The sequence below is a fragment of the Agromyces sp. NPDC055658 genome, from assembly GCF_053618155.1.
The window spans coordinates 1-22328 of record NZ_JBSHHD010000042.1 but is presented as its reverse complement, the minus strand read 5'-3'; the positions used below and the strand labels follow the sequence as shown (position 1 = coordinate 22328).

Here is a 22328-nt window from a genome sequence, read left to right as displayed (position 1 = left end):
TGCTATGAGTGCAGATTCGGTCGGCGCCCAGTACGTCGCAGAGTTCATCGACGGACCGCTCGAGGGCGAGTTCGACCATCGCGCCCTCGTCGGGGGCAAGCCCGAGAAGCGCGTCGGCATGGTCGCCGCGGTCGACGGGCTGGAGTCGCTGTTCTGGTACAACGCCGTCGACGAGCGCGAGATGGGCGGCCAGCTGCGCGTTCGCTTCAGCTTCGACGCCGACGACTCCGATCCGGTGGAGTCCGACGACGAGAACGACTGAACCGGCCGGCGTCGCCGTCGACGGCGGATGACGCGCTCGCTCAGCCCGATCGGCCGTTGACGAACGCGTCGATCAGCACGAACGGGTTCGCGAGCCGCCAGAGCGGCCCCGGGTCGTCGATGTCGGCGGAGAGCTCGAGTTCACTGCCGATGTCGCCGTTCGCGGTCGGCACGGTCACGGTACCGACCGCGCGCCCGGCACGCGCCGTCGTGAACGGTTCGACGGCGACGGATGCCTCGCCCGGGTCGCTGCCCCAGGCGGCGTCGGTCCGCTCGGTGCGGGCGATGAGGTCGGCTTCATCGCCCCATGCGGTCTCGACCGTGCCGTAGCGGGCGCCCTCGGCGATGACGGTGACGGGCGCCGCGGATGCCGCGACCGACGTGAACGCCTCGACCACGGCAGGGTCGAGCGTCTCGTAGTCCGGCATGGTCGTCATCGCTCCCACGATGCGCTGCGGCTCGTCGTCGGCCCCGGGAACGGTGGCCGTGAAGATGAAGCAGACGCCTGCTTCGTCGGTGTAACTGCGCGAGAGTGCCCGAACGCCCTCGTCGCCGAGGTGGTCGATGACGTCGGGGACGTTGCGCGAGGTCGGGTCGCTGCGCTCGGGATCGGCGACGAGGGCCGCGAGCTGCGGGTTCGCGAGCGTCATTGCGGCGAGCCGCGCGAGCTCTTCAGCCGTACCGACGTTGTCGGCCGAGAGGCCCGTCGCATCGGCCACTCGCGTCGACTCGAAGCCCTGTGCCTCGAGCCACGCGTTCGCTTCGTCGACGTATCCGTCGACACTGCCGAACGCCCATCGGGCGAGCGTGTCGGCGTGGTTGTTGCTCGAGGCGAAGAGCACCGCTCGAACGACGTCGCGTTCCGACCAGCTGTCTCCGGGCGAGACCTGCAGCGTGCGGTTGCCGGCCTTCGAGTGATCGAGGTAGTCGGTGTAGTCGGCGGGGCCGATCTTGATCGCGGGGCCGGGTCCGTCGTCGGGCAACGGCAGCGAGTCGAGGGTCGCCAGCACGGTCACGAGCTTCGCGGCGCCGCCGATGGGGACCACACCGGTCTCGCCGGCGGTCGCGAGCATCGAGGCGCTGCCGTCCTCGTCGACGAGCGCGACGGCACTCGCTCCGCTCTCGGGCAGCACGATCGGCTCGGGCTTCCCGGCGGCGCCCTCGCCCGCCGCGCTGACGTGGACCTCCGCCTCCGGCAGGGGACCGAGCAGCATGGCGGGGCCGTAGACGCCGACCGCGAGGATCGCGACGGCGCCGATGGCGATGCCGACGATGCGGCCGGGCGACAGACTCATGACGTTCAGGGTATCTCGGCCGAGCTCACGCCCAGCCCAGTTCGTGCAAGCGGTCGTCGTCGATGCCGTAGAAGTGGGCGATCTCGTGCACGAGGGTGACGTGGATCTCCTCACGGAGCTCGTCTTCGTCGTCGCAGATCGCAAGCAGCGGTTCGCGGTAGAGGATGATCCGGTCGGGCATCTCGCCGAATCCGTAGCGGTCGCGCTCGGTCAGCGCCCAGCCGTCGTAGAGGCCGAGCAGGTCGAGCGAGCCGTCCTCCGGGCGGTCCTCGACGACGAAGACGACGTTCTCGAGCCCGTCGATCATGTCGTCGGGCAGTTGGTCGAGCTCATCGACGACGAGGGCTTCGAACGCTTCGGCATCGAGTTCCACGGCCTCTCCCATCCGTCCGTCCAGAGGGCTGATACACGAAGCGCGGGCCGTTTCCGGACCCGCGCTTCGCACACCGCTTGGGGTGAGTAACGGGGCTTGAACCCGCGACCTCCTGGACCACAACCAGGCGCTCTACCAACTGAGCTATACCCACCATGTGTCGACCGCCGGGGCGATCAGGACAACGGATAGAGCCTACTACACGTTGGAGCCCTGCTCGAACTCGGCCACCACTTCGGCGGCGAGCGCCTGCAGTTCGTGACTGGCCGGGCCCGGGTCGGCGACGAAGACGGCGCGGCGGTAGTAGTGCAGCTCGCGGATCGACTCGAGGATGTCGGCCAGAGCGCGGTGACCGCCGTTCTTCGCGGGGGAGTTGAAGTACGCGCGCGGGAACCAGCGCTTGGCCAGCTCCTTGATCGACGAGACGTCGACGTTGCGGTAGTGCAGGTGTGCATCGAGTCGGGGCATGTACTTCGTGAGGAATGCGCGATCGGTGCCGATCGAGTTGCCGGCGAGCGGCGCCTTCTGCTCGTCGGGCACGTGCTTCAGCACGTACTCGAGCACCTGGTACTCGGCCTCTGCGACGGAGACGCCGTTGGGGATCTCCTCGATGAGCCCCGAGGTGGTGTGCATCTGCCGCACGAACTCGCCCATCGACTCGAGTGCGCTCGCGTCGGGCTTGATGACGATGCTGAGCCCACCGTCGACGGGGCGGAGGTCGTAGTCGGTGATGACGACGGCGATCTCGACCAGCTCATCGACTTCGAGGTCGAGTCCGGTCATCTCGCAGTCGATCCAGACCAGTCTGTCGCTCGAAGAAGCCATGCGGCGAGTCTAACCGGAGGCGCCGACAGCGTGTTCGACGCGGCATCCGCGTCGTCGGTGCCCCCGGCAGGAATTGAACCTGCGACCAAGAGATTAGAAGGCTCCTGCTCTATCCGCTGAGCTACGGGGGCGGTCGTGGCAAGCATACCCGCCGAGGGCGATCAGCCCTCGGTCGGCACGTGCACGTCGTCGGTCACGGCGCGATCGCGCGACGCGCCGCCGCGACGCCGGACCAGGAGGGCGATGAGCGGGAACAGCAGCACCGAGAGCATGCCGGCGCCGACGAGCGCGGCGGCCGTGCCGCTCGAGAGGTCGCCGGCATCGACGCCGATCGCCGTGACCGCGACGATGATCGGAAGCCCCGTGGCACCGAACAACGCGGTCGCGGCGAGGTCGCGCCGGCTCGATCCGGCCGGTGCCGCGAGCATCGAGGGAATGCCGCGTACGACGAGCATCAGGAGGAGGAAGATCGGCAGCATGGCCGTCGTCCTGCCGTCGGCGAAGAGGGCCTCGAGGTCGAAGGTGATGCCGGTGTTGATGAAGAACACGGGCACCAGGAAGCCGTAGCCGACCGCCTCGAGTTTCGACTCGATCGCTTCGGCGTCGCGTTCCGGAGCCCCGTTCAGCAGCAGCCGGTAGAGCACGCCCGCCGTGAATGCGCCGAGCAGCATGTCGAGATCGAGCACGATGCTGAGCGCGACGAGCGCGAGCAGGATGAAAATGACGAGTCGCACCGCGAACTGCCCGCTCGTGTGGAGCGTCGACGTGATCATGGCATGCATGCGCTTGCCGTACCCCTTCGCCGCGAGCCAGATCGCGATGCCGGCGACGACGGCGAACACGACCAGCACGACCGCGGCGATGAGCGGCGAGCGCCCGCTGAGGAACAGCGAGATCGCGAGGAGCGGTCCGAACTCGCCGACCGCGCCGATCGCGAGGACCGAGAGGCCGAACGGCGTGGTCAGGTCGCCCGAGTCGCGGAGAACGGGCATGAGCGTTCCCAGCGCCGTGGAGGTCAGCGCGATGCCGATGAACCCGGCGGCGGGAAGGTCGGGGGCGAACAGCACCGCGATGCTGATGCCCGCCGCGAGCGAGATGATCCACCCGATCGCCGCGCGACTGAGCGGGCGCCCGCGAACCGCCCTGAAGTCGATCTCGTTGCCGGCGAGGAAGAACAGCGTCGCGAGGCCGAACTCCGCGAGCATGCCCATGAATTCCTCGGGCACGACCCAGCCGAGCACCGACGGGCCGACGATCAGCCCGAGCACGATCTCGAACACGACGAGCGGAATCGCGACCCATCGCCCGAGTCCGCGGACGATGAGCGGTGCGGCGACCGCGATCGCCGGCACGAGCACCATCGTGCTGATCGAGTACTCCACGTGACCTCCTGAGCGGGTGAGTCTCCTGCCGCGATGCTAGTGGAGCGCGCGCGTTTCCTCGCCGAAACATGACGGCGGTATCGTCGGGGCATGCGAGATCTCCAGGCGCGAATCATCGCCGAGCTCAACGTCAGCCCGCGGATCGACCCCGCCGCAGAGGTGCGTCGTCGCGTCGACTTCCTGAAGGAGTACCTGACCGCGTCGCACGCGCGTGGATACGTGCTCGGCATCAGCGGCGGGCAGGACTCGACGCTCGCCGGCCGGCTCTGCAGGATGGCGGTGGCCGAACTCGTCGACGAGGGCGTCGACGCGCGGTTCATCGCGGTGCGCCTGCCGTACGGCGTCCAGCGCGACGAGGACGACGCGCAACTCGCGCTGACGTTCATCGCCCCGCAGGAGACCGTCGTCTTCGACATCAAGGACGGCGTCGACGGGATCGCGTCCGAGTTCGCGACCGCGACCGCTCGTGCGCTCAGCGATTTCGGCAAGGGCAACGTGAAGGCTCGCATGCGCATGGTCGCGCAGTACGCGCTCGCGGGTGAGGGCGGTCTGCTGGTCGTCGGCACCGATCACGCCGCGGAGGCGGTCACGGGCTTCTTCACGAAGTTCGGCGACGGCGGAGTCGACCTGGTGCCGCTCACGGGCCTGACCAAGCGGCAGGGCCGTGCGTTGCTCGAGGAACTCGGGGCGCCCGAGCGGTTGTATCTCAAGGTGCCGACCGCCGACCTCCTGGACGGTGATCCCGGACAGGCCGACGAGGCGAACCTGGGGCTCCGCTACGAGGATCTCGACGCGTACCTCGAGGGTGAGGCGATCGACGACGAGATCGCCGATCGGATCGAGGCGCGGTACTTGCAGACGCGCCACAAGCGCACCGTCCCGGCGTCGATGTTCGACGAATGGTGGCGCTGACCGGCGCGTCGGCTCAGCGCTGCGGTTCGGTCTCGGGCAGCGCGGCGGTCGCCGGCGCTGCGGACTCGGACGCGAAGGTCTGGGTGGGCGCGGTCGAGGCGTCGGCCGTCCCGGCGACGTCGCGATACCGATCGTGGTGCTGCTCGGCGACCCAGGTGTCCTGCGCGTCGATCATGCCCTGATCGGGCTCCTGGCGCTGCGTTCGCCAGCGATCCAGGTCGTTCTGGAACTGCCGACGAGTGCGGCCCGGGTGACGCTGCCACTCGAGGAGTCGGTCGCGGAACTCCACGACGGCGGGGTCGAGCTGATAGCCGAACGTCGCCGAGGCGCGCTTGAGCTCGTGCAGCTGGTGCGCCGCCCAGTTCGCCGCGACGTCCGAGCCGCGGATCGGCAGGAGTCGGACCACGATGTCGGCCTGGCCGACGGTACGGTCGGCCAGCACCTGCTCGTGCGGGGTGAGCGAGTTCCAGACGGAGGCCTCGGTGGCCGCGTCGACGAGGGCGGCGATCGCCGCGACCCTCGCTTCTCTGTCGCGCTGCGCGACGACGCGTCGGACGGCGGCGGTCGAGATCCACGCCGCGAGGAGGCCGGACGCGAGCACCGCGACGAACAGCACGCCGGCGGCGAAGACCGCCGACTGCGACGAGCTCGAGGTCAGCCAGGAGATGAAGTCGTTCCACCACTGCATGGCCGTAGGCTACTGCGGCCGGCGCGCGGTGCGGCCGCGTGCCGACGGCGTGGCCGGGATCGGGACGTGCTCACCGGAAGAGCTCGATGGCCGCCTCGGCCGACCAGAATTCTCCCAGTTGGACTGGCGGGCGACCTCCGGGAACGTAGCGGCGAGCGGCGAACCGAACGCCGTCGCCGTCGCCGCGGCGTTCGACGTGGCCGAGTACGGCACCACCCGGGCGCGCGACCCTCCACAGATCGGGTGCGGCGGGCACGATGACGAGGCCGGGAACGGCGACGGGGAACGACTCGCGCAGGCGGGCGGCGATGGTCGTCATGAGGCTCCTTCTCGATCGCGCAGCCGGCCCTGCAGGTGGTCGATGCGACGGTATCCCGAGCCTCCGACATCGCGCGGTCGCGACTCCTCCTCGACAAGTGCCGATCAGCGTGGAGAACCCACATTCGGCGAGAACCCCGGCGGATGACTCGATGTCGGCGCGATCGTGGGTCCACGTGGTTCCGGGGCGGTGTCCGGCACGAGGCCGCTCCGGGACCACGAGCCGTCGACTCGCGACGGCGTCCGAACGAGGAGTGCAAATGACCGACAGCATCACGGTGACCGGCATCGTCGGCACCGATCCCATCCAGAAGGTGACGGGCGACGGCCTCGTCATCACGACGTTCCGTCTCGCGTCGACGCGGCGATACTTCGACCGTGCGAAGGGCACATGGGAGAACGCCGAGACCAACTGGTTCTCCGTCTCGGCCTTCCGGCAGCTCGCCCGCAACGCGAGCCTGTCGGTGCGCAAGGGCCAGCACGTCATCGTGCAGGGACGACTGCGGGTGCGGGCATGGGAGACCGGCACGAAGTCCGGGAAGTCGGTCGAGATCGACGCCGACTCGATCGGGCACGACATGGCCTGGTGCGTCTCGACCTACGCCCGGATGCAGTCGGAGGCGAAGCCCGCCGAGCACGACCCGATCGGCGAGGCCGCCTCGCCCGACGGGCTCGGCGAGCAGGGGGAGCGGGCCGATCTCTCGGGGCTCGGCGGCGGCACGGACTGGTCGGGACTCGCGAGCGGGGGCTCGACGGGCTTCGACGACGGTGCACCGTTCGCCGACGGTGACGCCGTGGTCGGCGACGACCTCGACGATGAACTGGAGGCCGACGATGCCGGGCGGGCTGTGTACACCGCGGCGGTGAGCGACTGACCGGCCCTCGACCGTCCGGGCCCGAGCGACCCAATAGACTCGGCTCGGGCGGTCGACACCGCGGTGAGGGGAAGCATGGCACGGCGGTTCGGAACGACGGTGATGCTCGCGCTCGCCGCGACGACGACGACGTTGTCGCTCGCGGGTTGCACGCTGTTCGGCGGCCCGCCCACTCCGCAGTCGTCCCAGTCCGCCGACCCGTCGGCATCCGCGCCGGGTACCACCGATCCCGCCGCTCCGCCCACCCTCCGGCCCGAGCTCTCGGCCGGCGAGAACCTCGACTTCTTCAACTCGGTGAACACCGCCGTCGTCGCCGCGAACGCCGCAGCCGGCGGTCGCGACTTCATCGACGCGCTCGTCGCCGCAGGCTTCGACAAGGCGGCGATGCAGGTGACCTCCGACGAGACGACTCAGGGTGATCAGGCTGACTCGATCCAGTTCGCCGTGCTCTTCCAGGACGAGTGCCTCGTCGGACAGTACGGCCCGAAGTCCGGCGGATATCACGGTGCGGTGCGTCCGGCGCTCGGCACCGGCGGCTGCCTCATCGGGCAGACGCGCCCCATAGACTGGTAGCCGACATGCGGCGGCCCGTGCTCGGCGGCCGCCGAACGCTGTGAGGGAAAGTCTTGGCTGAATACATTTACTCGATGGTGCGCGCCCGCAAGGCGGTCGGCGACAAGGTCATCCTCGACGACGTGACGATGGCGTTCCTCCCCGGGGCGAAGATCGGCGTGGTCGGCCCGAACGGCGCCGGAAAGTCGACGATCCTCAAGATCATGGCCGGTCTCGACCAGCCGTCGAACGGCGAGGCGAAGCTGAGCCCCGGGTACTCGGTCGGCATCCTCATGCAGGAGCCCGAGCTCGACGAGTCGAAGACCGTGCTCGAGAACGTGCAGCAGGGCGTGGGTCCGATCAAGGCGAAGCTCGACCGCTTCAACGAGATCTCGCTGCTCATGGCCGAGCCCGACGCCGACTTCGATGCGCTGCTCGCCGAGATGGGCTCCCTCCAGGAAGAGATCGACGCGGCCGACGCCTGGGACCTCGACTCGCAGCTCGAGCAGGCCATGGACGCCCTGCGCTGCCCGCCGGGCGACGAACTGGTCTCGGTGCTCTCGGGCGGCGAGAAGCGCCGTGTCGCGCTCTGCAAGCTGCTGCTTCAGAAGCCCGACCTGCTGCTCCTCGACGAGCCCACCAACCACCTCGACGCCGAGAGCGTGCTCTGGCTCGAGCAGCACCTCGCCAAGTACCCCGGTGCCGTGCTCGCCGTCACCCACGACCGGTACTTCCTCGACCACGTCGCGGAATGGATCTGCGAGGTCGATCGCGGCCGGCTCTACCCGTACGAGGGCAACTACTCCACCTACCTCGAGAAGAAGCAGGAGCGCCTCACCGTCCAGGGCAAGAAGGACGCCAAGCTCGCGAAGCGCCTGAAGGAAGAGCTCGAGTGGGTCCGCTCGAACGCGAAGGGCCGGCAGGCGAAGTCGAAGGCGCGACTCGCGCGCTACGAGGAGATGGCCTCGGAGGCGGAGCGCACGCGCAAGCTCGACTTCGAGGAGATCCAGATCCCGGCGGGTCCGCGCCTCGGCGACGTGGTGCTCGAGGTCAAGAACCTCAAGAAGGGCTTCGGCGATCGCGTCCTGATCGACGGTCTCAGCTTCTCGCTGCCGCGCAACGGCATCGTCGGAATCATCGGCCCGAACGGCGTCGGCAAGACCACGCTCTTCAAGACGATCGTCGGCCTCGAGCCGGCCGACGACGGATCGGTGAAGATCGGCGAGACCGTGCAGATCTCGTACGTCGACCAGACCCGCGGCGGCATCGACCCGAACAAGTCGCTGTGGGAGGTCGTCTCCGACGGGCTCGACTACATCCAGGTCGGCAAGACCGAGGTGCCCAGTCGCGCGTACGTGTCGACGTTCGGCTTCAAGGGGCCCGACCAGCAGAAACGGGCCGGCATCCTCTCAGGAGGCGAGCGCAACCGCCTGAACCTGGCGCTCACCCTGAAGCAGGGCGGCAACCTGCTGCTGCTCGACGAGCCGACGAACGACCTCGACGTCGAGACGCTCTCGAGCCTCGAGAACGCGCTCCTCGAGTTCCCCGGTTGCGCCGTCGTGATCACCCACGACCGGTGGTTCCTCGACCGCATCGCCACGCACATCCTGGCCTACGAGGGCACCGACGAGAACCCGTCGAACTGGTACTGGTTCGAGGGCAACTTCGAGGCCTACGAGGCCAACAAGGTCGAACGGCTCGGCGCCGACGCGGCGAAGCCGCACCGGTCCACCTACCGCAAGCTCACGAGAGACTGACATGCGCCTGCACGTGCCGACACCGCTCCGCTGGAGCGACCTCGACGCCTACGGGCACGTGAACAACGCCCGGATGCTGAGCCTCCTCGAGGAGGCTCGCATCCAGGCGTTCTGGGTGAACGAAGACGGCACCGCCGAACATGCGGTCGGCGCGTCGACGGCCGTGCTCGACGCCACGCCCGGAGCGGCCACGATCACGCTGATCGCCCGGCAGGAGGTCGAGTACCTTGCGCCGATCCCGTACCAGCGCCTGCCCCTCGACATCGAGCTCTGGATCGGGCACATGGGCGGGGCGAGTCTCGACGTCTGCTACGAGGTGTACTCGCCGGCGGGCGCCGAACCGCGGGCGCTCTACACGCGTGCCGTGACGACGATCGTGCTCGTCGACGCGGCGACCGAGCGACCGCGGCGCATGAGCGAGTCGGAGCGTGCGGCGTGGGAGCCCTATCTCGAGCCGACGATCGAGTTCCGGCGGCGCTGAGCCGCCCAACGGGTCCGCCCGCGTCGCTGATGCCGTGCGCGAAAGCATCGCCGAGCGGGCGTGCCGTCAGCGCTCGACCGGCTCGTCGCTGAACGAGCCCTCCCACACGGCGCGACTGCCGGCCTCGCCGATCTGAACGAGCTTCCAGGTCGAGCCGATCGCGACGGTCAGCGCGGCGAGCGTCAACATCGCACCGGCGGCGATCGTGACACCGTGCGACGGCGACGCGACGCCGGTGCCTCCCGTCGAGCGTGAAGCCGACCTGCGCTCGACGATCGCCCACGCGGCGATCGCGACGGCCACGACGAGCATCGAGATGAGCCAGGGCGTCAGATCCTCGCCGATCGCGGTGTGCTGCTGGATGAGCGGCGCCGGCGGAACCCGTACTTCGAGCCACTTTCCGGCCTCGACGGTGAGCAGGCCGAGCACGAGCACTCCGACGGCGCCGACGAGCGCCGGCAGCCAGAGCACTCGGCGGGCGCTGGGCCACGCGGCGATCACGACGAGCAGGAGCCCCACGAGTGGCGTCAGCACGATCACCGCGTGCACGAGCAGCACGTGCGCCGGCAGGCCGGCGAATTCGTAGTCCATCTCAGGAGGCCGTGACGACCTGGTCGCCGGCGACGGTGACCGCGATGGGGCTCAGCGGTTCGGGTGCCGGTCCGGCGAGCACCTCGCCGGTCGCGGCATCGTAGATCGAACCGTGGCAGGGGCAGTGGAACTCCGCGCCCGCCGCCGCGACGACGCACTGCTGGTGCGTGCAGATGGCACTGTATGCGACGAACTCGCCCTCGCTGGGCTGCGCCACCAGGACTGGATCGCTGCCGAGCTTCGCGTCGATGCTGCCGCCGACCGGCACGTCGGCGGTCGCCGCGACCGCTTCGCCGGCCGCCGGCGGCTCAGCCGACGCCGTGTCGTCGGGGGCGATGGGAGACGAGTTCGCGTCGTCGTTCGAGCCGTCGCCGGAGACATCCGCGCAGCCCGCGAGGGCGAGGGCGCCGGCCGTGCCGAACGTGAGCGCCGCGCGTCGCGTGAGATCGTGGGAAGCCGTCATCGCCGAACTCCTTCGTCCGCGTCGGGCGCCCGACCGCGCCCCTGCCCCCATTCTGGGCTATCCGAGCCTCGGGCGACGGGATTGCGACGGCTCCGGTCAGGAGAAGTGTTCGGAGTGCGGTACCCGCACCATGCCCTCCTGGGCGACGCTCGCCACGAGCAGCCCGTCGCGCGTGTAGATGCGACCGAGCGAGAGGCCGCGACCGCCGCTCGCCGACGGCGACTCCTGCACGTAGAGCAGCCACTCGTCGACGCGGGCGTCCCGGTGCCACCACATCGCATGATCGAGGCTCGCGACCTTGAGCCCGGGGGTGGCCCACGCGACGCCGTGCGCGCGCAGCACCGGTTCGAGGATCGAGTAGTCGCTCGCGTACGCGAGCGCGGCCCGATGCTGCTTCGGATCGTCGGGCAGGCGGCCGAACGCCTTCATCCACACGGCCTGCCTGGGCGTGCGCTCGCCCTCGACGCTGAGGTAGACGGGCGACGGCACGTGCCGCACGTCGAAGGCGCGCTCGCTCGACCAGTAGCGCGCGACGTCGTGGTCGACCGCCCCGAGCACGTCGGCCGTCGACGGCAACGACTCGGGGTCCGGCAGGTCGTCGGGCATGTCGAGCTGGTGCTCGACCCCGCCGTCCTCCGTCTGGAACGAAGCGATGAGCGAGAGGATCGGCTCGCCGTGCTGGAACGCCTGGGTGCGTCGGGTCGAGAACGAACGGCCGTCGTGGATCCGGTCGACCGAGAACGTGATCGGATGGGCGACGTCGCCCGGCCGCAGGAAGTAGCCGTGCATCGAGTGGATGTTCCGGTCCTCCGGCACGGTACGGAGCGCCGCGACGATCGACTGCGCGAGCACTTGGCCGCCGAACACGCGACCGAGCGGCATCCACTGCGACGGGCCCGTGAAGATGTCCTCCGTCGTGCGCGCGCCCGTGTCGGTCAGGTTGAGCGTGCTCAGCAGGCCGTCGATCGGTCCGTTCATCGTTCCTCCGTGTCGGTGGGCGGCCGCCGCCGGCGCCGTGGAACCCGGACCGCCGTGAACGGGCCCGTGCACTTGGTAGTTTAGACAGGAGATGGTTGAACGACTCACGCTCGCCGACAGCCTGTCGCTCGGCGATCTGCACACGTACCTGCAGCGGGCCGGCCGCGTCGAAGACGGGTCGGTGCGCCTCGTCGCGGGCTCCGGAATCCTCGCCGTCTACACCGCGATCCTCTACCCGCGCGGCATCCTCGACGAGAGCCCCACCGTGCTCGGCCTGCGCACCTTCGCCCTGGCCGACGACGAGGAGTTCGACTCGGTCGTGCCGATGCGCTCGCTCGTGGAGCGCATCGTGCGCGCCCGCGGGGAGCTCGCCGACGACGACGAGTCGCGACCCGTGTCGATGTCGCGCCCTCCGGAGGTGAACACCGTCACCTGGGCCGGCATCTCGCCGCCGCGCGGCGGCTGGCGAGCGCTCGGCGAGGCGGATGCCTCGGTGCTGGAGTCCGCCGCACGGGCGGGTATCGACGAGGTCGCGAAGGCGATCCCGGAGGGCACCGGCGAGCAGCTCGTGCAGCGGGTGCGCTCCGAGGTGTGGGGGCGCGGAGTCGACGGGCTCGAGTACGTGCCGACCGGTGCCGCCTTCGCGGCGTTCAGCCTGGGATTCCTCGGCGACGACCCGGTCAGGCTCTTCGAGACGGGACCGTGGACGCGTCTCACGTCGCGGCGCGGGCACGTGCTCGTGCGTCGGAAGCCCTGGACGCTGAAGGCCTGAGTTCAGCCCCGAGCGATCGCCCGCCCCGCCGAGCGACCGGTGAAGAGGCATCCGCCCAGGAACGTGCCCTCGAGCGCGCGGTAGCCGTGCACGCCGCCGCCGCCGAAACCGGCGGCCTCGCCGACCGCGTAGAGTCCGGGCACGGGAGCGCCGTCCGCGCCGAGGGCGCGCGAGTCGAGGTCGGTCTGGATGCCGCCGAGGCTCTTCCTGGTGAGGATGTGCAGCTTCACCGCGATGAGCGGCCCGGCCTCCGGATCGAGGATGCGGTGCGGCGTCGCCACCCGGATCAGCTTGTCGCCGCGGTACTTGCGCGCGCCGCGGACGGCGATGAGCTGCAGGTCCTTGGAGAACTCGTTGTCGACCTCGCGGTCGCGCGCGACGATCTCGCGCTCGATGTTCGCCGTGTCGAGTTCGACGTCGGGGGAGAGGGCGCGCATGCCGTCGAACAATTCGTCGAGCGTGTCGGCGACGACGAAGTCGGCGCCGTGCTGCTTGAAGGCCTCGACGGGGGCGGGCGCGCCCGCGCGAACGCGCTGGGCGAGGAGCTTCAGGTCCTTGCCGGTGAGGTCGGGGTTCTGCTCGCTGCCCGAGAGCGCGAACTCCTTCTCGATGATCTTCTGCGTGAGCACGAACCACGAGTGGGCGTGCCCGGTCGCGGCGAGGTGCTCGAGCGTGCCGAGTGTGTCGAAGCCGGGGAAGAGCGGTACCGGCAGCCGGCGTCCCTCTGCGTCGAACCAGAGGGACGACGGACCCGGCAGGATGCGGATGCCGTGCAGCGGCCACACGGGGTCCCAGTTGGTGATGCCCTCGGTGTAGTGCCACATGCGGTCGCCGTTGACGAGCCGCGCCCCCGACGCCTCGGCGATGCCGAGCATGCGTCCGTCGACGTGCGCGGGCACGCCCGAGAGCAGGTCGACGGGCGGCTCGCCCATCCGCTCGGGCCACGCGGCGCGCACGAGGTCGTGGTTGCCGCCGATGCCGCCCGATGCGACGACGACGGCGGGGGCGCGCAGTTCGAACTCCCCGACCTCGTCACGGTTGGATGCCTCGCCCCGGGCCGCCTCGTCGGGCGCGAGCACGGCGCCGCGGACCCCGACGACGGCGCCCGACTCGACGATGAGCTCGTCGACCCGATGGCGGTGCCGGAACTCGACGAGTCCGGCCGCCTCGCCCGCCTTCACCCGGGCGATGAACGGCGCCAGCACGCCGGGGCCGGTGCCCCAGGTGATGTGGAAGCGGGGCACCGAGTTGCCGTGGCCGTACGCGGCGCCCGCGCCGCGCTCGGCCCAGCCCACGACGGGGAAGAAGCGGACGCCCTTCTCGTGCAGCCAGGCACGCTTCTCGCCGGCCGCGAACTCGAGGTAGGCGTCGGCCCACCGACGGCCCCACTCGTCCTCCTCGCGGTCGAATCCCGCCGTGCCGAGCCAGTCCTGGCGGGCGAGGTCGATGGAGTCCTTCACCCCCATGCGCCGTTGCTCGGGGGAGTCGATGAGGAAGAGGCCGCCGAACGACCAGTGGGCCTGGCCGCCGAGGCTCGCCTCGGGCTCCTGGTCGACGATCACGACCCTGCGGCCGGCGTCGACGAGCTCGGATGCCGCGACGAGGCCGGAGAGGCCTGCGCCGACGACGATCGCATCGGGGTTGGGGGTGATTGCCACAGTGACTCCTTCGTCGCTTCGGGTGGGTGGCGGTGGGTCGATCAGTCGTCGAACGTGTTCACCATCGCGAACGCGGCCCGCTGCAGATAGTCCCACAGCGTCTCCTCGGCGAGCGGGGGGAGCTCGAGCGAGTCGACGGCCGTGCGCATGTGGGCGAGCCAGCGGTCGCGGGCGTCGGGGTTGACCTTGAACGGCATGTGGCGCATTCGCAGCCGCGGGTGACCGCGCTCGTCACCGTAGGTCGTCGGGCCGCCCCAGTACTGCTCGAGGAAGAGCTGCAGGCGCCGTGCGGCGGGCCCGAGGTCCTCCTCGGGATACATGGGGCGCAGCACCGGGTCGTCGGCGACGCCGCGGTAGAACTCGGCCACGAGCTTCTCGAACGTCGCGCTGCCGCCCACCTGGTCGTAGAACGACTGCAACTCGGTCATGCAGTGCCTCCGGTCGGCGGGGTGGGCGGTTTCGTCCGCGGGACGCGGGGAGCCTGGTTCTTCGGCTTCTTCCCGCTCGGCACGCTCGCGTCGGCGACGACGGCATTGGGCGCCGTGCGCGGGGGCTTCGCGCCTTTGACCCGGGTCGCCCCCTCGAAGCCGGTCGGCACGACGCTCGTGAGGCTCGGCAGCTTGACGCCCATCTCGTCGAGGGCGCGCTTCAGGCGCATGCGCAGTTCGCGTGCGACGTCGTCCTTCGCCGACGAGCGCACCTTCATGACGACGCGGATGACGAGCGCGTCGGCCGAGATCGACTCGAGGCCCCAGACCTCGGGCTTCTCCATGATGCGGCTGCGCCACTTGCTCGAATGGGCCATCTCGGTCGCCGCTCGCAGCAGTTCCGCCTCGACGGCGTCGACGTCGGCGTCGTAGGGCACCGCGAGGTCGATGATCACGCGTGCCCAACCCTGAGACATGTTGCCGACGCGCAGGATCTCGCCGTTGCGCACGAACCAGAGGGTGCCGTTGACGTCGCGGACGGTCGTGATGCGGATGCGCACCTCTTCGACGATCCCGGTCGCAGGGCCGAGGTCGACGATGTCGCCGACGCCGAGCTGGTCCTCGACGACCATGAAGAGGCCGTTGAGTGCGTCCTTCACGATGTTCTGCGCACCGAAGCCGAGGCCGGCGCCGACCGCGGCGGTCAGCAGCGCGAAGGAGCTGAGGATCGCCGAGTTGATGGTGTTGACGATCAGCAGCACGACGACGACGAACAGGGTCACGTTGACGATGTTCGTGAGCACCGTGCCCAGGGTGCGGGTTCGCTGCACGAGCCGCACGGTCGCGAGCGGCGACGCCTGCAGGGCCTGGGTGTCGGTGACGTCCTGCTTCTTCTTGACGCCGGAGACGATCTGCTTGACGACGCGCTCGATCACGAAGTGCAGCACCCAGCGGATGAGCAGGGCGATCGCGATGATGAAGACGATCGAGATGAGCTTGCCGAGGATCTCGTCCCAGTGGGTGGCCCACCAGGTGCCGAGACCGGTCCAGTAGTCGACGTCGACCGGGTTGCCTTCGTCGCCGGTGGTGCGGAAGATCTCGAACCCGAACATGGTGTGCAAGTCTACTGAGCCCCGCCCGAGAGCTCGCTGGCATCGCGGGCGCGCGCGGCGAGCGCGCGGTCGAGTTCGGCGAGGTGCTCCGTGACCGCGCGATGCATCGATGCGGGCTCGGGGTGGCGGGCCAGCCACGTGCGGGCGAGCTCGGCGAGCTCGGCGTCGATGAGCGGGGTCGGGAACAACCGCTTCGACAGGATCGACGCCATGTTGTAGCTGCGGTCGGCCCACACTCCGGGAAGCGCGGCGAAGTACTCGTGCACGACCGTCGCGAGCAGCTCGGGGGAGTTCGTGCGGCGCCAGCCGTCGGCGATCGCCCGGGCGACGTCGTTGGAGAGGCCCTCGTCGGTCATCGCGCGCCGCCATGCGGCGTCCTTGACGGCCTGGTCGGGGCGGGCCGCCCGCGCGGTTTCCGCGAGCTGGCGACCTTTCGCGGTGTCGTCGGCCGCGAGCGCCGCGGCGATCTCGTCGTCGTCGCCCGCTCCGAGCGCCGATCGTGCGATGACGAGCTCCCAGCGGAGGTCGAGGTCGATCGCGAGCCCGTCGAGGGCGATCGAGCCCTCGAGCAGGCTCCCGAGGACGTCGCCGTGCGCGTCGGTCGACGCGAGGCCGGTGAAGGCCTTGACGAACTGCAGCTGCGCGTCGGAGCCCGCCGGTGCGAGTTCGGCGAGGGCCCAGATGGCGTCGCCCGCCTCGGAGGCGAGGCGCTCGCGGTGCTCGTCGGCCAGGTAGCGCGACACGGCGTGGTCGAGCCTGGAGAGCGCGAGCGAACGTGCCGAGGACTGCGTCTCGTGCCCGATCGACGCGAGCACGAGACGCACGAAGGCGGCCGCGGGCAGTTCCGCGTCGCGCACCGCATCCCAGGCGGAACCGAGCACGACGGCGCGGGCGACCGGGTCGGCGAGTTCGGCGAGGTGGTGCACCGCCGTGTCGAACGATCGTTCGTCGAGCCGCACCTTCGCGTAGGTCAGGTCGTCGTCGTTCACGAGCAGGAGGTCGGGCCGCGCTCTACCGATGAGCTCGGGCACCTCGGTCCGTGCGCCGTCGACGTCCAGTTCGGCGCGGAAGACCCGGTCGAGCCGGGACTCGCCGAGCTCGTAGCCGCCGAGCGCGACCCGGTGCGGGCGCAGCGTCGGATGCGACGAGGCCGCGGTCTGCACGATCGCCGCGTACGTGATGGTGCCCGAGGCGTCCGTCTCGATCTCGGCGCGCAGGGTGTTCACGCCGGCCGTCTCGAGCCACAGCTCCGACCAGCGTGTGAGCTCGCGCCCGCTCGCGGCCTCGAGCTCGTCGAGCAGGTCGCGCAGGGTCGCGTTGCCGCCCGAGTGCTTCGCGAGGTAGGCGCCGACGCCGCGCTTGAACGCATCGAGGCCCACCCAGGCGACGAGCTGCTTCAGCACCGAGGCGCCCTTGTCGTAGGTGATCGCGTCGAAGTTGACCTCGACGTCCTCGAGATCGCCGATCTCCGCGACGATCGGGTGCGTCGAGGGCAGCTGGTCCTGCTCGGCGGCGTGCGTCTTCTCGTCGTTCGCGAACGTCGACCAGACGCCCGTGAACTCGGTGACCTGCGACGTCGCGAGCGTCGACGCCCACGTCGCGAACGACTCGTTGAGCCAGAGGTCGTTCCACCACTTCATGGTCACCGAGTTGCCGAACCACATGTGACTGAGCTCGTGCAGCACCACGATGGCGCGCTGCTCGCGGCGAGCATCGGAGACGCGCGAGCGGAAGAGGTAGCCCTCGTTGAACGTCACGGCACCGACGTTCTCCATCGCGCCCCAGTTGTACTCGGGCACGAAGATCTGGTCGTACTTGCCGTACGGGTACGGCACGCCGAACGCCTGCTCGTAGAAGCCCAGGCCCGCCTGCACGGTCGAGAACATCATCTCGGGGTCGGCGTACTGGGCGAGCGACGCACGCGTGAAGAGGCCGAGCGGCACGTCGCGGCCGTCGACGCTCGTGGCGCTGCCGCGCCAGCTCGCGTAGGGGCCTGCGATGATCGCGATGATGTAGCTCGAGATGACGGGGCCGGTCTCGAAGGCCCACGTCGCGACCGCGGATGCCGCGGGGCCGGCGACCGGCTCGGGGGAGGGCGCGTTCGACAGCACCGTCCAGTGCGCCGGTGCCGTGATCGTGAAGCGCACGCCCGCCTTGAGATCGGGCTGGTCGAACACGGCGTAGACGCGGTTCGCCTCGGCGACGGCGAACTCGGTGTAGAGGTACGTCTCGTCGTCGACGGGGTCGACGAAGCGGTGCAGGCCCTCGCCGGAATTCGTGTAGCGTGCGTCGGCGACGACGCGCAGCTCGTTCTCAACCTCGAGCTCGTCGAGACGGATGCGGGTGCCGTCGCTCACCGTGGCGGGGTCGAGGACCCGCCCGTTGAGCACGACCTCGTGCACCCGGTCGGTGCAGGCCTCGATGAAGGTCGAGGCCCCGGCCACCCCGGTGAACCGTGCCGTCGTCTCGCTGCGGAACGTCGCGCCGTCGCCCGTGAGGTCGAGCACGACCTCGTAGCTCGGGGAGCCGACGATCGCCGCCCGCTCCTCGGCTTCGGTGCGGGTGAGGTTGGCAGCAGGCATGGACGATCCCTTCGTAGCGATGGCGCCAAGCCAGCCTAGCGATGCACGTGGCGTCAGCCGTGCGCGTCGAGGAGGCCGGATTCGTACGCGAGGATGACGAGCTGCACCCGGTCTCTGGCACCGGTCTTCTGCAGCACTCGCCCGACGTGGGTCTTCACGGTCGACTCCGAGAGGAAGAACCGCTCGGAGAGCTCGGTGTTGTTGAGCCCCTCGGCGATCCCGACGAGGATCTCCCGCTCGCGCGCGGTGAGCGCGTCGAGCGGACCGGCCGGCGAGGCGCCGTCGGGGCGTGCCGGCTCCGTCGGCAGCTCGGCTGCGAAGAGCTCGAGCATGCGCCGGGTCACCCGCGGCGACAGCGTCGCCTCGCCCTCGTGCACCGTACGGATCGCGGCGACGAGTTCATTCGGCCGCACATCCTTCAGCAGGAAGCCGCTCGCGCCCGCCCGGATCGCGGCGAACGCGTACTCGTCGAGATCGAATGTCGTGAGCACGATGACGCGGGTCCCGGGATGGCTCGCCGTCACCTCGGCGGTGGCGGTGATGCCGTCGACGCCGGGCATCCGCACGTCCATCAGCAGCACGTCGATCTCGGTCGCGTCGGCGAGCTCGACCGCGGCGCGGCCGTCGCCGGCCTCGCCGACCACGTCGATGCCGGGCTCCGCGTCGAGCACCAGCCGGAATCCGGTCCGGACGAGCGCCTGGTCGTCGACGAGGGCGACGCGCACCGGCGCAGTCGGGGAAGCGGTCTGCGGTGATGCGTCGGTCATTCGGCGTCCTCGTTCGGGATCGTCGGGCGGTCGTGGGAGTCGGCGGAGCCGGGCCGTTCCGGGACTCCGGGGAAGCCCCGGCCATCGGTGGGCTCGGACGCGTCGTCACCGCGGTGAGGGGCCGAGGCATCCGTGGCCGGTCTGGGGTGGAGCGTCGCCCGCAGTCGCCAGCCTCGTCCATCCCGCGGGCCGGCCTCGAGCGAGCCGCCGTAGAGGGCGACGCGCTCGCGGAGGCCGGCGAGACCGCGACCGGCTCCGCGAGTGGACGGCATGGCATCGGTGGTCTCGGCGGGTGCGTCGTCGTCGACGACGACTTCGACGGCTCCCGGGGCGTATTCGATGCGGACGTCGACCTGGTGCGCCCGCTCGCCGTGGCGCAGCGCGTTCGTGAGCCCCTCCTGCACGATGCGGTAGATCGCCAGTCCGAGCGCGGGGTCGGGGGCGGGCGCGCCGATCGTCGTGAGGCCCACGGGGAGCCCCGCGTCACGGAACCCGTCGACGAGCTCGGGGATCGCGGCGAGCCCCGGCTGCGGCGCCCGTTCGGCCGGCTCGGTGCCCGGCTCGGCGAGCACACCGAGCATCCGCCGCATCTCGCCGAGCGCATCCCGGCCGGTCTCGGCCACGCTCCGCATGACGTCGGCAGCCCGTTCAGGGTCGCGTGCGACGGTCGCGGCCGCACCGTCGGCGAGGGTCACCATGACGGTGAGCCCGTGCGAGACGATGTCGTGCAGCTCGCGGGCGATGCGGGCGCGCTCGGCGGCCGCTGCGAGCTGCGCCTGCTGGTCGCGCTCGCGCGCGAGGTCGTGGGCGCGGGCGATCAACGCCTCGAGGTAGCGCCGCCGGTTGCCGGTGGTGACGCCGATGAGCGTCGCGATCAGCAGTATCACGGTGTACTGCGACGATGCGGCGACCGGTCCGCCGGGAAACACCGCCGACGTCCACGCCTCGACGTACGAGCTGGCGACGGCCACGAGCACCGAGGCGCCGAAGCCGATCCACGCCGATCTCGTCGATCGGTAGACGCCGAGACCGTAGAGCGCGAACAGCATGGGGAAGATGTCGCTCTGGCCGAAGGGCGAGACGATGATGCAGACGAGCCAGGCGACGCCCATCACGAGCCAGGGCCTGGTTCGGCGGAACAGCAGCAGCGCGGCGCCGCCCAGTGCGATGCCGACCAGTTGCAGCACCGTCGACCAGAGCGGCGGCTCGGGGTCGTCGCTCGCCATCACGATCGCGGCGATGAACGTCGGGACGACGTACACCGCCGTGATCAGCGAGTCGGTCAGTCGTGGATGCCTCGCCCAGAACTGCCTGATCACTCCGGGCGGCTTCGGCAGACGGAGTTCTCCCCCGACCGCCGAAGCCGGGCGGCCGGGGGAGAACGGTGCTTCCGTCATAGGCAGGACTCTACGCGTCCCTGCGCTTCAGGAGCACCGAGGCGCCGGCGATGGAGACCCCCACCCACGCCAGCACGACCAGGAGGCTCTGCCAGGCGTTCGGGCCCACGATCGCCGAGTCCTCGGCGCCGATCGCCATGAACATCGTCATGCCCGACGACGACAGCAGGTACGGGATGGCGTCGTGCGCCCAGTCGGCCGGGATGAGCTGCAGCACCGTCGGCAGCAGCAGCAGCAGGCCGAGCACGGCGGCGATGCCACCTGCGCTCGACCGGATGATCGTGCCGACCCCGAGGGCGAACACCGCGACGAGCGCGAGGTACAGGGCGCCGCCGGCGAGCGTGAGGAGCGTGTCGGCGTCGAGCAGTTCGAGGTCGGTGCCGAACACGATCGTCGCGGTCAGGTATGCGCCCAGGTTGGCGAGCATGCCGATGACGAACGTCGCCACGAACAGCACGACGCCCTTCGCGGCGAGGGCGGGCAGGCGCTGCGGCACGGCCGTGAGCGTCGAGCGGATCATGCCGGTCGTGTACTCGCCGCTGATGACGAGCACGCCGAGCACGCCGACGACGAGCTGGCCGAAGTAGACGCCGAAGGTCGAGGCCTGCATCACGAGCTCGTGCTGCTGCTCCACGGGAGCGCCGTCGATGTCCATGCCGCCGCCCATGCCGTTCACCATGCTGAGCGACATGAGCAGCGCCATGCCGAGCGAGATCGCGATCACGATGAGGTACGACCAGACGGTCGAGCGCAGGCTCCGCAGCTTGATCCATTCGGACGAGAGCACGCCGCCGAACGTGAGGCGGGTCGAGCGCGCGCCCTGCGCTGGGTGCGTCGCGGTCGGGGTGATCGTGGTCATCGGACGGCCTCCGTACGGTATTCGACGGCGTCGGCGGTGAGGGCCATGTAGGCCTCCTCCAGCGACGCGTTCTGCGGGGTGAGTTCGTGGATGGCGAGGCCGTGCGCGGCGGCGAGGTCGCCGATCCCGGCCGCCTCGACGCCCGTGACCTCGAGCACGCCGGCTTCGGATCGGAGCACGGCGACCTCGGGCGCTGCGAGCAGGTCGGCGAGCTGCGACGCGTGCGGCGATCGCACGCGGACGCGGGGACGCGTGCCTCCGGCCACGATCTCGTCGACGGGCGCGTCGGCGATGATCTCGCCGCGGCCGAGCACGATCAGGTGATCGGCGGTCTGCGCCATCTCGCTCATGAGGTGCGACGAGAGGAAGACGGTGCGGCCTTCGCCGGCGAGGTGGCGGACGAACTGGCGCACCCAGAGCACGCCCTCGGGGTCGAGCCCGTTGACCGGCTCGTCGAGGATGAGGGTCGAGGGGTCGCCGAGCATGGCCGCGGCGATGCCCAGTCGCTGGCCCATGCCGAGCGAGAAGCCGCCGACGCGCTTGCGGGCGACCGACTCGAGGCCGGTGAGCTCGATGACCTCGCGCACGCGGCGCTTGCCGATGCCGTGGGTCGCCGCCATCGCGAGCAGGTGGTTCTCGGCTGTGCGGCCGGTGTGCACGGCCTTCGCGTCGAGGAGCGCACCGACCTCGTGGAGGGGTGCGCGGTGCGCGGCGTACGGCTTGCCCCCGACGGTGACGGTGCCGGCGCTCGGGCGGTCGAGGCCGACGATCATGCGCATCGTGGTCGACTTGCCGGCGCCGTTCGGACCGAGGAACCCTGTGACCTGGCCGGGCCGCACGGTGAACGTGATGTCGTTGACGGCCGTCTTCTGGCCGTAGCGCTTGGTGAGCGCGGTTGCGGTGATCATGCCTTCGACGCTACGGATGCGACCGCCTCCGGCGCATCGGCCGCGGGAATGGTTCGGGGCGGCGGCGGGTGGTACCGGGGTACCACTCGCCGCC

24 protein-coding genes and 2 tRNA genes are annotated in these 22328 nt (G+C 70.3%); 7 read left to right on the top strand and 19 right to left on the bottom strand.

The genetic code is table 11. The features are described from left to right. The first annotated feature begins 4 nt into the window (after positions 1–4). Complete coding sequence (locus ACWGPE_RS16530; protein WP_231430804.1) at positions 5–262, top strand: hypothetical protein; 258 nt, start codon at positions 5–7, stop codon at positions 260–262. Between the two features lie 40 nt (positions 263–302). Here ACWGPE_RS16530 and ACWGPE_RS16525 read toward each other — a convergent pair whose 3' ends face one another. The 6 genes from ACWGPE_RS16525 to ACWGPE_RS16500 all read right to left on the bottom strand — a co-directional run bounded on the left by ACWGPE_RS16525 (position 303) and on the right by ACWGPE_RS16500 (position 4136). Next, entirely contained in the window at positions 303–1556 is a 1254-nt protein-coding gene (locus ACWGPE_RS16525; protein ID WP_231430805.1) for a D-alanyl-D-alanine carboxypeptidase family protein, read from the bottom strand. Between the two features lie 25 nt (positions 1557–1581). Continuing rightward, a complete protein-coding gene (locus ACWGPE_RS16520; RefSeq protein WP_452049098.1) occupies positions 1582–1941 on the bottom strand; it encodes a metallopeptidase family protein in 360 nt (119 codons plus the stop codon). 66 nt (positions 1942–2007) lie between these two features. Further along, positions 2008–2083 (bottom strand) — tRNA-His (locus ACWGPE_RS16515). Between the two features lie 44 nt (positions 2084–2127). Beyond that, a complete protein-coding gene (gene orn / locus ACWGPE_RS16510) occupies positions 2128–2754 on the bottom strand; it encodes an oligoribonuclease (RefSeq protein WP_231430807.1) in 627 nt (208 codons plus the stop codon). Positions 2755–2812: 58 nt separating this feature from the next. Beyond that, a tRNA-Arg gene (locus ACWGPE_RS16505) sits at positions 2813–2885 on the bottom strand. 30 nt (positions 2886–2915) lie between these two features. Further along, positions 2916–4136, bottom strand: a complete 1221-nt coding sequence (locus ACWGPE_RS16500) for a cation:proton antiporter (protein WP_275506874.1) — start codon at positions 4134–4136, stop codon at positions 2916–2918. A gap of 90 nt (positions 4137–4226) precedes the next feature. Here ACWGPE_RS16500 and nadE point away from each other — a divergent pair, with 90 nt between their 5' ends. Beyond that, positions 4227–5048 carry an ammonia-dependent NAD(+) synthetase gene (gene nadE / locus ACWGPE_RS16495; RefSeq protein WP_231430809.1) on the top strand — a complete coding sequence of 274 codons (822 nt, stop codon included), beginning with the start codon at positions 4227–4229 and terminating at the stop codon, positions 5046–5048. A gap of 13 nt (positions 5049–5061) precedes the next feature. On the opposite strand, the gene ACWGPE_RS16490 is transcribed toward nadE, so the two are convergent. Further along, positions 5062–5736 carry a hypothetical protein gene (locus tag ACWGPE_RS16490; RefSeq protein ID WP_275506876.1) on the bottom strand — a complete coding sequence of 225 codons (675 nt, stop codon included), beginning with the start codon at positions 5734–5736 and terminating at the stop codon, positions 5062–5064. A gap of 70 nt (positions 5737–5806) precedes the next feature. Then, a complete protein-coding gene (locus ACWGPE_RS16485; RefSeq protein WP_231430811.1) occupies positions 5807–6055 on the bottom strand; it encodes a hypothetical protein in 249 nt (82 codons plus the stop codon). Between the two features lie 259 nt (positions 6056–6314). Here ACWGPE_RS16485 and ACWGPE_RS16480 point away from each other — a divergent pair, with 259 nt between their 5' ends. From ACWGPE_RS16480 to ACWGPE_RS16465, 4 genes are all read left to right on the top strand, one after another. Next, entirely contained in the window at positions 6315–6929 is a 615-nt protein-coding gene (locus ACWGPE_RS16480) for a single-stranded DNA-binding protein (RefSeq protein WP_452049097.1), read from the top strand. A gap of 75 nt (positions 6930–7004) precedes the next feature. Continuing rightward, the gene (locus ACWGPE_RS16475) at positions 7005–7502 is read left to right on the top strand and encodes a DUF6993 domain-containing protein (RefSeq protein WP_376931514.1); all 498 of its coding nucleotides are present in this window, start codon (positions 7005–7007) and stop codon (positions 7500–7502) included. A gap of 53 nt (positions 7503–7555) precedes the next feature. Next, on the top strand, positions 7556–9238 hold the full coding sequence (ettA, locus tag ACWGPE_RS16470; protein WP_231430814.1) for an energy-dependent translational throttle protein EttA: 1683 nt from the start codon (positions 7556–7558) through the stop codon (positions 9236–9238). 1 nt (position 9239) lies between these two features. Continuing rightward, positions 9240–9719: an acyl-CoA thioesterase gene (locus ACWGPE_RS16465; RefSeq protein ID WP_231430815.1), complete on the top strand. Its 480-nt coding sequence runs from the start codon at positions 9240–9242 to the stop codon at positions 9717–9719. Positions 9720–9785: 66 nt separating this feature from the next. Here ACWGPE_RS16465 and ACWGPE_RS16460 read toward each other — a convergent pair whose 3' ends face one another. From ACWGPE_RS16460 to ACWGPE_RS16450, 3 genes are all read right to left on the bottom strand, one after another. After that, positions 9786–10310, bottom strand: coding sequence for a hypothetical protein (locus tag ACWGPE_RS16460; protein ID WP_452049096.1), 525 nt, complete (start codon positions 10308–10310; stop codon positions 9786–9788). 1 nt (position 10311) lies between these two features. Continuing rightward, the gene (locus tag ACWGPE_RS16455) at positions 10312–10773 is read right to left on the bottom strand and encodes a QcrA and Rieske domain-containing protein (RefSeq protein ID WP_231430817.1); all 462 of its coding nucleotides are present in this window, start codon (positions 10771–10773) and stop codon (positions 10312–10314) included. Positions 10774–10869: 96 nt separating this feature from the next. Beyond that, positions 10870–11751: an acyl-CoA thioesterase gene (locus tag ACWGPE_RS16450; RefSeq protein WP_231430818.1), complete on the bottom strand. Its 882-nt coding sequence runs from the start codon at positions 11749–11751 to the stop codon at positions 10870–10872. Between the two features lie 91 nt (positions 11752–11842). Here ACWGPE_RS16450 and ACWGPE_RS16445 point away from each other — a divergent pair, with 91 nt between their 5' ends. Next, positions 11843–12523, top strand: coding sequence for a hypothetical protein (locus tag ACWGPE_RS16445; protein WP_231430819.1), 681 nt, complete (start codon positions 11843–11845; stop codon positions 12521–12523). A 2-nt stretch (positions 12524–12525) separates the two neighbouring features. Here the strand turns inward: ACWGPE_RS16445 and ACWGPE_RS16440 are convergent, their stop codons facing one another. The 8 genes from ACWGPE_RS16440 to ACWGPE_RS16405 are packed head-to-tail and all read right to left on the bottom strand — an operon-like array spanning position 12526 to position 22234. Next, positions 12526–14175: an FAD-binding dehydrogenase gene (locus ACWGPE_RS16440; protein WP_376931532.1), complete on the bottom strand. Its 1650-nt coding sequence runs from the start codon at positions 14173–14175 to the stop codon at positions 12526–12528. A 47-nt stretch (positions 14176–14222) separates the two neighbouring features. After that, entirely contained in the window at positions 14223–14609 is a 387-nt protein-coding gene (locus tag ACWGPE_RS16435) for a globin (protein WP_275506881.1), read from the bottom strand. Further along, entirely contained in the window at positions 14606–15721 is a 1116-nt protein-coding gene (locus ACWGPE_RS16430) for a mechanosensitive ion channel family protein (RefSeq protein ID WP_231430821.1), read from the bottom strand. The genes ACWGPE_RS16435 and ACWGPE_RS16430 overlap by 4 nt, the downstream gene beginning before the upstream one ends. Before the next feature lie 11 nt (positions 15722–15732). After that, the gene (gene pepN, locus ACWGPE_RS16425; protein WP_376931516.1) at positions 15733–18303 is read right to left on the bottom strand and encodes an aminopeptidase N; all 2571 of its coding nucleotides are present in this window, start codon (positions 18301–18303) and stop codon (positions 15733–15735) included. Between the two features lie 53 nt (positions 18304–18356). Next, entirely contained in the window at positions 18357–19070 is a 714-nt protein-coding gene (locus ACWGPE_RS16420; protein WP_231430823.1) for a response regulator transcription factor, read from the bottom strand. Then, positions 19067–20467 (bottom strand): sensor histidine kinase, encoded by a 1401-nt coding sequence (locus ACWGPE_RS16415; RefSeq protein WP_231430824.1) that lies wholly within the window; start codon positions 20465–20467, stop codon positions 19067–19069. Before ACWGPE_RS16415 ends, ACWGPE_RS16420 begins: the two co-directional genes overlap by 4 nt. Positions 20468–20477: 10 nt before the next feature. Further along, positions 20478–21326, bottom strand: coding sequence for an ABC transporter permease (locus ACWGPE_RS16410; protein ID WP_231430825.1), 849 nt, complete (start codon positions 21324–21326; stop codon positions 20478–20480). Next, entirely contained in the window at positions 21323–22234 is a 912-nt protein-coding gene (locus ACWGPE_RS16405; protein WP_275506885.1) for an ABC transporter ATP-binding protein, read from the bottom strand. Before ACWGPE_RS16405 ends, ACWGPE_RS16410 begins: the two co-directional genes overlap by 4 nt. Between the last annotated feature and the right edge of the window lie 94 nt (positions 22235–22328).